The organism is Kaistella yonginensis (genome assembly GCF_030409525.1).
Lineage (GTDB): Bacteria > Bacteroidota > Bacteroidia > Flavobacteriales > Weeksellaceae > Kaistella > Kaistella yonginensis.
Genome location: NZ_JAUFQB010000003.1, coordinates 109,597 through 118,835 on the forward strand (window position 1 = coordinate 109,597; position 9,239 = coordinate 118,835).

7 protein-coding genes are annotated in these 9,239 nt (G+C 33.3%); 3 read left to right on the forward strand and 4 right to left on the reverse strand.

Annotated features, from left to right (window positions below):
* Positions 1 to 118 precede the first annotated feature (118 nt).
* The 3 genes from QWY78_RS01415 to nadD form a co-directional block, all read right to left on the reverse strand.
* Positions 119 to 2,335: a TonB-dependent receptor domain-containing protein gene (locus tag QWY78_RS01415; protein ID WP_290215880.1), complete on the reverse strand. Its 2,217-nt coding sequence runs from the start codon at positions 2,333 to 2,335 to the stop codon at positions 119 to 121.
* A 316-nt stretch (positions 2,336 to 2,651) separates the two neighbouring features.
* Positions 2,652 to 2,993 (reverse strand): DUF3817 domain-containing protein, encoded by a 342-nt coding sequence (locus tag QWY78_RS01420; protein ID WP_290215881.1) that lies wholly within the window; start codon positions 2,991 to 2,993, stop codon positions 2,652 to 2,654.
* Positions 2,994 to 3,069: 76 nt separating this feature from the next.
* Complete coding sequence (gene nadD, locus QWY78_RS01425; protein WP_290215882.1) at positions 3,070 to 3,654, reverse strand: nicotinate (nicotinamide) nucleotide adenylyltransferase; 585 nt, start codon at positions 3,652 to 3,654, stop codon at positions 3,070 to 3,072.
* Positions 3,655 to 3,749: 95 nt separating this feature from the next.
* Between nadD and QWY78_RS01430 the strand changes: the two genes are divergently transcribed.
* The 3 genes from QWY78_RS01430 (at position 3,750) to QWY78_RS01440 (ending at position 7,972) form a co-directional block, all read left to right on the forward strand.
* Complete coding sequence (locus QWY78_RS01430; RefSeq protein WP_290215883.1) at positions 3,750 to 5,381, forward strand: BamA/TamA family outer membrane protein; 1,632 nt, start codon at positions 3,750 to 3,752, stop codon at positions 5,379 to 5,381.
* A 204-nt stretch (positions 5,382 to 5,585) separates the two neighbouring features.
* Positions 5,586 to 7,331, forward strand: coding sequence for a sensor histidine kinase (locus tag QWY78_RS01435; protein WP_290215884.1), 1,746 nt, complete (start codon positions 5,586 to 5,588; stop codon positions 7,329 to 7,331).
* Positions 7,328 to 7,972 carry a response regulator transcription factor gene (locus QWY78_RS01440; RefSeq protein WP_290215885.1) on the forward strand — a complete coding sequence of 215 codons (645 nt, stop codon included), beginning with the start codon at positions 7,328 to 7,330 and terminating at the stop codon, positions 7,970 to 7,972. The genes QWY78_RS01435 and QWY78_RS01440 overlap by 4 nt, the downstream gene beginning before the upstream one ends.
* A gap of 500 nt (positions 7,973 to 8,472) precedes the next feature.
* Here the strand turns inward: QWY78_RS01440 and QWY78_RS01445 are convergent, their stop codons facing one another.
* On the reverse strand, positions 8,473 to 8,940 hold the full coding sequence (locus QWY78_RS01445) for a hypothetical protein (RefSeq protein ID WP_290215886.1): 468 nt from the start codon (positions 8,938 to 8,940) through the stop codon (positions 8,473 to 8,475).
* Positions 8,941 to 9,239: the final 299 nt, after the last annotated feature.

Here is a 9,239-nt window from a genome sequence, read left to right on the forward strand (position 1 = left end):
AGATTCCCAATTTCTACATTAAAGGATTTAATTTCTAAATAAATTCTTCGCTACAAAAAAAAGCCTTCAGAAATTCTGAGGGCTTTTCGAAAAAAATAACTGAATATGAAAACTTAATTTATCTGGTTCTATTATTAATATCTTTATCTGCACTATCGATTGTACGTGTTTTTTTCACTTTCTGGTTTCCGAAATTATAAACCACGGTTAGTTTTACGCCTTGTTTATATTGATTTTGCTCTACAAAATTGTAGTTCCCATTTTTTTGGTAATCTTCGATTTTAATAAGGTACGTGTTGAAAACATCATCCACGCCGAGGGAAAAAGTCCATTGATCCCACATTTTTTTTAAGTTAAGATCCAAGCGCATCAAGCCATCTAATGATCCCAATTCTATTTGCTGTTTGTTGATGTAGAAGTAATTTGCGCCCAAGAACCAGGTTTTGTTTTTATCTAATCTGATGTTATTATTGGTTTGAATAAGAACACTCGTTGAACTGTTTGTATTTTCATACAAAGGGAAAACATCGCCGGTGATTGGATCCATACTCAAACTTCCATCGTTGATGTTGTGTTGTACGCCGACATTAAAATTGGTCGTCCAGATTCCTTTGAAAAAACTTTTTTGCATTCCTAACATTGCACTCATTTCCTGTTGATCGCCAAAATTGGTTCTAATATAGCGCAGTTGATTTTGCCCATTAATAACGCCTTGCAAAGGAACTTCAGTAATATTATCTTTTTTAAGAGCGTGGTTTAAAATCAGGAAATATGAATTTTTATACATATAGGTCAGTTCCTGGGTATAAACAGAAGACGCTTTCACGAAAGGATTATTTTGGGTATAATTAAATTCCGTTAAAATGGTGCGGATCGGATTTAATTCATAAAAATTGGGTCTTCTCATCCGGCTGGAAAATGCGTAGGAAATAGTATTGTTATCATTAAGCGCATAATTCAAACTTAAATAAGGCAAAAGTTGATTATAATCTCTTTTAATATTTCTTAAATTGACATCTTGCGCATTATCCGATTTTCCTTCGCTGTTTGTCATTTCATATCGCGCGCCCACTTTACCGGAAAGTTTTGGGGAAATTTTTCCTTCTAAAGTTAAGTAAGCACCAAAGATATTTTCATCATATAAAAAAAGATTAGGCCAAGATTGCGGAATTGCGGTGCGGAAATCGATTGCAGTATATTTCGTGTCGTTATCTGTTTTTGTTTTATTAAAGTTAACGCCGGTCGCAAGGGTAAAGTCTTTTTTAAATTTTTGAATATAATCTGCCGTCGCTGAAAAATTGTCGATCAATTGCGGCTGTTCCTGATTAATTCTGATTAACGGATTTAATTCTGTCTGATTTACATCAGATAAATACGTGATGTTTTCTGAGCGTTGCAATCTTTTATACAACAATCCCGCAGCGTTTACATTAAACTTACTCCCTAAAGAATCCAGTTTCAATTCATAATTTAAGTTGAGGGAATTGTTGTACGATCGGGCATCTTCTTTATTTTTCGTCCAGGAATAATCGGTTGTATTGCTTTGCGAATTTTTTACTGTACTGAATAAATTTACGGTAGAATCATAACTTCTGTTTGCTCGAGAGTTGAAGGTGAGGGCAAAACTATTATTGTCATTCAACTCATAATCGATATTGAGATAGCCTCCCAAATTTTTGTTGGGATCGGTAATTCGCCCTTCAGATTGATTGGTCGCTATAGTATTTCCGTTTTTCAACAGATAAAATTGTTCTTGAATATTTTCACTCACATTGATATTTGCGTTGATTCCAAGTTTTTCTTTTCGATAATTTACACTTAAACCTGCAGCAGTAGAATTGTAATAATTTTGTTGGTTGAACATTCTCATATTTCCGTTTAAGCCATCGCTGCTTTTCTTCTTCAAAATAATGTTGATAATTCCATCGGAAGACTCCACTTTAAATTCACTTCCGGGCACGGTGATTACTTCAATTTTCTGAATGTTTTCCGCTGGGGTATTTTTTAGAAATTGCTCCAGTCCGTCGGCATCCAGTTGTGTAGGTCTTCCGTTGATATAAATAACAGCGTTTGATTTACCAGCAATTTTTAAGGTCTTGTCGTCCGTGGACGAAACCAGTGGTGTTTCTTTTAAAAGTTCAAAGGCCGTATTTCCTTTTGCAACGGGTGAAGCTGCAACATCATAAACAAAACGGTCGCTTTCTTTTTTAAACACTTTTTTTGTCATGGTCACTTCTTGGATTTGCTGAATTTTTACAGAGTCAGCTTTCGCTTGTTTTTGGGCAATAGCAACAAATCCGGAAAGAAGCGCTAAGGGAATCATTAGTTTTTTCATGGGTTAAAGCTTTTAGAAAAAGAAGGAAGACTAATTATTAGTTTTATGGTTATCAGTGATCATTATTAGTTTGGGCTTCCTTCCTTTCTTTGGATATTGGTTTTTATGAATCTTACATTGCAAAGATATAAAAACTATTTAGTATTATGCAATACAAAGTACTATAAAAATAAAGTCAAAACTTATAACCATTTGATTATCAGTTGAAAAAAATTAATTATGAATTACCAATCTTTACCAGAGGTGCTGATATTTGCATTTAAAACAAAAAAAAGAGTAGAAAATCCACTCTTTTTTTTACGTTTTTAAAAACCATTTACTCTTCTCGGTCAAAGCGCGCCAAAGTTTTATCAACCCAAATTGTAGCGAAAGGGAAAAACACAGAAATAAGTGCGAAGACGGTATCTTCATCATCCCATTGATAAATTTTTCTTGTCGGCAAAAAAAGCAACAGATAAAGAACGAAAAACAAACCATGAATATTACCGACAATAATGATGTAGATCGTGGGCAAAAGACCTTCTCGATCATAGCGAATCCAAATCATCGCTGTAAACAGGAAAAACCAGGAAACCGCCTCGGCAAAACAAATTTGTTTAAACCATTTTTCGATTTGTTCTGGACTGTATTTGGCAAATAATTTTTCGATATAACTCATAATGAAAATAAAAAAAACTGTAATAAAAATTGAAGTGCAAATTTACGGATTATAAACCTGGATTAAGTAGTGCTTTCTATTTATAAAAATTACTTCCATCTAAATATTCAAAAACTTCGGGTGGCAACATGGGTCTTACGTTTTTACCCTCCTTAATCATCGCCCGAATTTCTGTGGCAGAAAGCTCAATGATTGGCGCTTTTATTACAGAAACATTCTCGTGATCTACGTACTGATACTGCTTATTCGTTTCCTCAAAAACTCTAGGATAAACAATGATCTGATGATTTTTAACTAAAACTTCTGCGTTTTTCCATTTTGAAAGTCCGTTTAAATTGTCTTCGCCCATAATCAAGGAGAAAGAATACTCGGGATATTTTTCGTGAAGATAAGTCAAGGTATCAATCGTATAACTCGGGATTGGCAATGAAAACTCTACATTAGAAGCCCGTAATTTTGGGTAATTTTTTACTGCAAGTTGCACCATGTCTAAGCGGTTATGATCTTTTAATAAAGATTTTTTATCTTTAAACGGATTTTGCGGACTGACCACAAACCAAAGTTCATCCATATCCGTATTCTCAATAATATAATTCGCCAAAATCAAATGGCCAATATGAATGGGGTTAAAACTCCCGAAAAACAAACAGATTTTTTTCATAGATTTAGAACTGAATTCGACCACGATGCGCACGTTTCTATTTAAGTTGTTAAAGATAAAAAAATATTGCTGAACGTATAATAAATGCAGACTAATTGAGTTCAAACAAAGAAACACTTTCATTGAAAATCCTACTTCCCATTTCACTCCTGTTTTTTTGTGTTTTTTTTAAAGCGCAAGTAAAAGAATTTTGGCTGATCGACCTTCAAACCAATAAAAAAACACTGGTAAAAGATTCTGTTTCTGCCGTGAAATTCTTGGATTCTTTAACCCAAAACTCTTATTATTTTACAGAGGTTAAAGCAGTAAACAAAGAAGCAAATTCTACGCAAATTTTCTTTGATAAAGGAAAAAATTACAATCAAGCTGAAGTTAAACTTGATGACGAAACGGTAAAAAACTTTAAATATAAAAGAGAATTTTTTGCAAAAAACTTAGATTCTTTAAAGAAAGAAATTAGTGAGCGCTATAGAAATCAAGGTTTTGTTTTTAACCGGGTAAAATCTCAATTTAAAGGAATGAAGAACGGTATTCCCCAGGTCGAACTTTTCGTGATAAGAAGCGACCAACGCAAAATAGATGGTCTCGTTTTTAGAGGCTATGAGCGACTTCCGATCCGTTTTGTGAAAAATTTAGAAAAGGAATATCTACAGAAAAAATATCAACCGAAGACTTTAATTCAATTAAATCAATCGCTCCAAAACCATCCTTTTCTGCTGCTAGAAAAACCGCCACAAACTTTATTCACCAAAGATTCTACCTCTATTTTCCTGTTTACCCAAAAGAAAAAATCCAATAGTTTTGATGGTATTATCGGATTTGGAAATGATAAAACAGACAAATTCACCTTTAACGGAAGTCTTAATTTAAACTTCAGGAATATGTTTAATGGTTTTGAAACCGTAAACCTATTTTGGCAAAGAAATCCGGATAAAGGGCAGACATTTGATCTCCAAACTGATATTCCCTATCTTTTTAAAACCAATATTGGAGGTAATTTTAAAATCAATATTTTCCGACAGGATTCTACTTATGCCAACGTAAAACTTACGCCTGCTTTCTATCTTCATCTGAATCGAAATCAAAAAATTGGCGTTCGCGGAACATTTGAAACATCAACCGTTCTTGACTCGCTCTATGTGCAGGGGCGGGATTATGATAAAAAAGGAATTGGCCTTTGGTACGACTACACCGAGCCTTCAGAAATTGAACTCTTTATTTACAAAACGAAAATACGGGCAGAAGCAGACTATATAACCACCAACTATGCGGTCGACAATGTCACTGGCAACCAAACCAATTATTATTTTTCTGGGGAACGAAATTTTCATGTTAAGGGAAACAACTATCTCAACTTACGCGGAGAAACCGCTTTGCTAAATTCTAAAAATAATTTTGCAATTAATGAACTATTGCGTTTTGGTGGCTGGAATTCTTTTCGTGGATTTAATGAACATTCTCTTTACGCCAATTTTTATTATTTCGGAACGGCTGAGTATCGTTACTTGGTCGGCAATCAAGCTTTTTTCGATGTATTTGGACAGTATGGCGAATTGCACAATAAAAATTTAGGTTTTAAACCAAAGCTTTATAGTTTTGGACTCGGTTTTAATTTTATACTTCCGATTGGGTTGATGAGTTTTCAAATCTCTAATGGGAATGAATTTGGAAATCCGATTAAATTTGGCGACACCAAAATACATTGGGGAATCTTGAGTAGGTTCTAGAGTGATAAAATCATGAACTTATACAAGTTGGTAAAAAATCTTTAGAAAAAATATAAAAATGATTAAAATCAGCTTAATATTATAATTTTAAGAGAATTCTCTATAGATTATCTGTAAATTTGCTATTGTGCCTTCTCTGTTCTACAAAAACAGTAAAAAAAGCAATTGATGACAAGTATAAAAATAAAGTAGGTATCGATAGAAATGAAAAGCAATACTAATAAAACACCCTTCCTCAATTCGAAATTTCGGAAATTAATTCACTATGGCCTTATTTTAGGAATTTTACTGCTCCAAATTATAATCGCTGTATTTTTCTATAAGGAATTGGTGAACAAGAAACATTTAAACTTTATCGAAAAGCAACTCAATGGTTTTCAGGCCTTAGAAAGCCTCACTGAAAACTCGAGAGAGGAACTTTTTAATGCGCAGGATTTTCTTCAAAAATTTATATTGACTGAAGATGATCAATATCTGACCTCCTATTTTAACTCTTTAACTCTACTTGACGGCAATCTTGAAAAGATCGAAAGTATTCGGGAAGAAAATCCTGAATTAAAACTCAATTTAAATTCCAACAAAAAAGAAAAGTCGAAAAACCAGACCTTGAAGGTATTGATCGATTCTGTAGCTCAGTTTTCAACCAGTCGTCCGGCAAAACCCAGTACGAAGCTGGCCACACCAAAAAAATACAATTATAATTTTGATTTCAGGAAATATGATGTAGAAACCAAAACAATCTCCGACACGATTGCTAAAAAAGGAATTTTTGGTCGCTTAAAAGACGCAATTTCTGGGACCGAAAAAGTCCGTAAAGACAGTACGGTGGTAATTATGAAAGAAGCCAAAGACGATCGGGCCATGAAGCTAAAAGCCGAGGTAGACAGTGTCTTCAACTTAGCAAGCAACCATTACATTTCAGAAATAAAAGAAATTCAAGTAACGGTTTTAGGCAAGCAAGAACAGTTGCAAAGCAGCAGTAATGATTTTAATAAAACATTCAGTAAACTTTTACTTTATACCAATGATTTAATTGGCACTTATGAATTGGGTATTACTAATTCTAAAATCGAATTACAAAAACAATACACAGAGCAAACCTCCAAACTCAACGTCATTAGAAAATATTTGGTATTAAGTATCATCGTGCTTATGTTTTTGGTTTCCATTTTAATTTTGTATTTCACGAGAATGGCATTTGTTTATGAACGTGATCTGAAAGATGCAAACAACCAAATTGAGGAAAACTTAAATTTTAAAAATAGAATACTGGGAATGCTCAGTCACGAATTAAGAGCCCCTTTAAAAATAATTGGGATATTTATTAAGAAAATTACGGCTAAAACAAAAGATGAAACCATCAAAGATTATTTAAAGTCGATTAGCTTTACCAATGATACGCTTTTGATGCAGGCCAATCAAATTCTTGAATACACCAAAAACCAACAGGTCGAAAATAAATTAATACCAGTTGCCTTTACCCTTAAAGAAGAAATAGACTCCATCTTAACTGCGATTGCTCCGTACATTGAAACGAGAAATAATCAGTTCATCATTACAGAAAACATTAATCCAACATTACAAGTTTTCTCAGACCGTACAAAGATTAATCAAATATTTATGAATATTCTTGGGAATGCAAATAAGTTCACTGAGAATGGACAAATAAAAGTGACCATCAATACAGAACCGATTGATGAGCAAACCATTTCGTTGGTCACTACCGTAATTGATACGGGATCAGGTATCTCTCCAGATGATTTAGAAAAAATCTTTGAACCTTATTATCAAGGTGTTCTATCTGAAAAAATTGAAAATCTAGGCGCCGGTTTAGGATTGAGTTTATGCAAAGAAGTTATCGAATTATACGATGGTGAAATTTCAGTTTCAAGTGAATTAATGAAAGGCACAACTGTTGCATTCCGACTTTATTTAAATCTAGTAAAATGAACGCCTTAAATAAGAAACCTTGTACATTTCTCCTTGCTGATGATCATAGTTTAATACGACAAGGTTTGGTCTTTTTAATTGACGACATTTGTGCTGATTGCAAAGTTACGCAAGCCTCCAATTTTCAGCAGATTTTAGAAACAATTACGACTCAGAAAATAGACATAGCCATTTTAGACGCGCAATTTCCAGAGGGAAATATCCTTTCTATTTTACCTGAAATTAAATCAAAAGATCAAGACATCAAAATTCTTATTTTCTCGGGATATGCTGAAGAAGAACACGCTCTAAAATATATAAAAGCAGGCGCACATGGTTTCCTAAGCAAGATGAGCGAAGAAGAAGACATCAAAAATGCACTGTTAAAAATGAAAAATAAAGGGGAATATTTCTCGGAAACTACACAAGCCTTACTCATCCATTCACTATCTAACCCAGAAAATATAGATTTAGTTTCTTTACTCACCGAGAGAGAATTACAAATCGCAGAAATGTACGTCGCTGGTTTGGGCAATTTGGAAATCGCTAATTCATTAGACATTAAGCAAAATACCGTTAGTACTTTAAAAAAGAGAGTATTTGATAAACTAAAAATCGAAAATATCGTGCAGTTGATTGCAATAATAAAAGGGCAACATTAACGTACGTTTTTCTCAACCGTTGCATCGCGACAAAAATTACCTCCCGAAAATTTCCCCGTTCCTTGTTGAAAATTTACAGGTCATCTAACATCGATTGATCCCCAGTCTTTCCGATATAACCAAGGAATTATTGTAGAAAAATATCTACAACCCCACCGACAAATATCGAAGTGCTTCAGTTGACCAATTCCCATTTCCGATGTACCTTTGCACTAATAGAAATGGACTTCATTATCATTTCAAGAGGAGATTCTGAAAACACAAATGATGAAAAAATGAGATTCTATTAACGAAATGATGAGTTATATCCTGTGAAAATTTTACAGGATATTTTTTTAAATAAAATTCAAATTTATCATTTAATTCACCTCCTTATTGCACGCAAAAAATCCTTAAGCAAAACGCGTAAGAACTTATTCTTCCCAGGCAATTAATGTATTTCTAATAAGGATAAGTAGTTTTACCAATTCAGCTCTTTCCGCTACTTAATTTCTACTTGGTCAACTTACTTGATGCCAATTTCTAAGCACTTCAAAAGCTTTAAAAATCTCACTATATTCTATGTCTTTGTGTACATCAAAAAAAATATTGATTTCAAAAATTTCATCCTCTGTTACAAACATTAATAAGTAAGAAACAGGCAGCCCGTACGGTTGAATATCTTGTACTTCAACAATGCTCCCTCCTCCATTCTCAATACGTAATACTTCTTTTAGATCGATGGAAATGGTTTTGTGTTTAAGCGTATTTTGCTCATTATAGGAGTCAAAAGATAAGGTGAAAACTGAACCTGTAAAAACAGCATTATAATTATTTGTAAGTAGTGTATATTTACCATCAAAATTATAGCCGGTCTTAAAATCAGCATAATACTCCTTGATGTAGCTTTCTGCGGCAGTAGGTTTACTTTGCGCTTTTACTCCGAAAAAACAAAACACCAACCACAAAAACAAAAATATTTTCTTCATTACCATTCCTTTTAATTAGATTTTTTCTTGCACTAAATCTACCTATAAATAGATCGCAAATAAACAGCAATAGGTTACAATATTTCACCATTAAAATGAAATTATTATTGATTTAATTCAAGTAAATGTATGCATTTTCCCCAAGCAATCTTAACTTTCTACTTAAAACTATTTAGAAAACTGCAACAACACTCTTGAACTTCGGCTACAAAAACCAAAATATCGGAAGACTTAATGTTCAAAACATTTAGCACGTTAGCGCATGAGGAGCTTCATTATTATGGTTCAATTTAGATTTC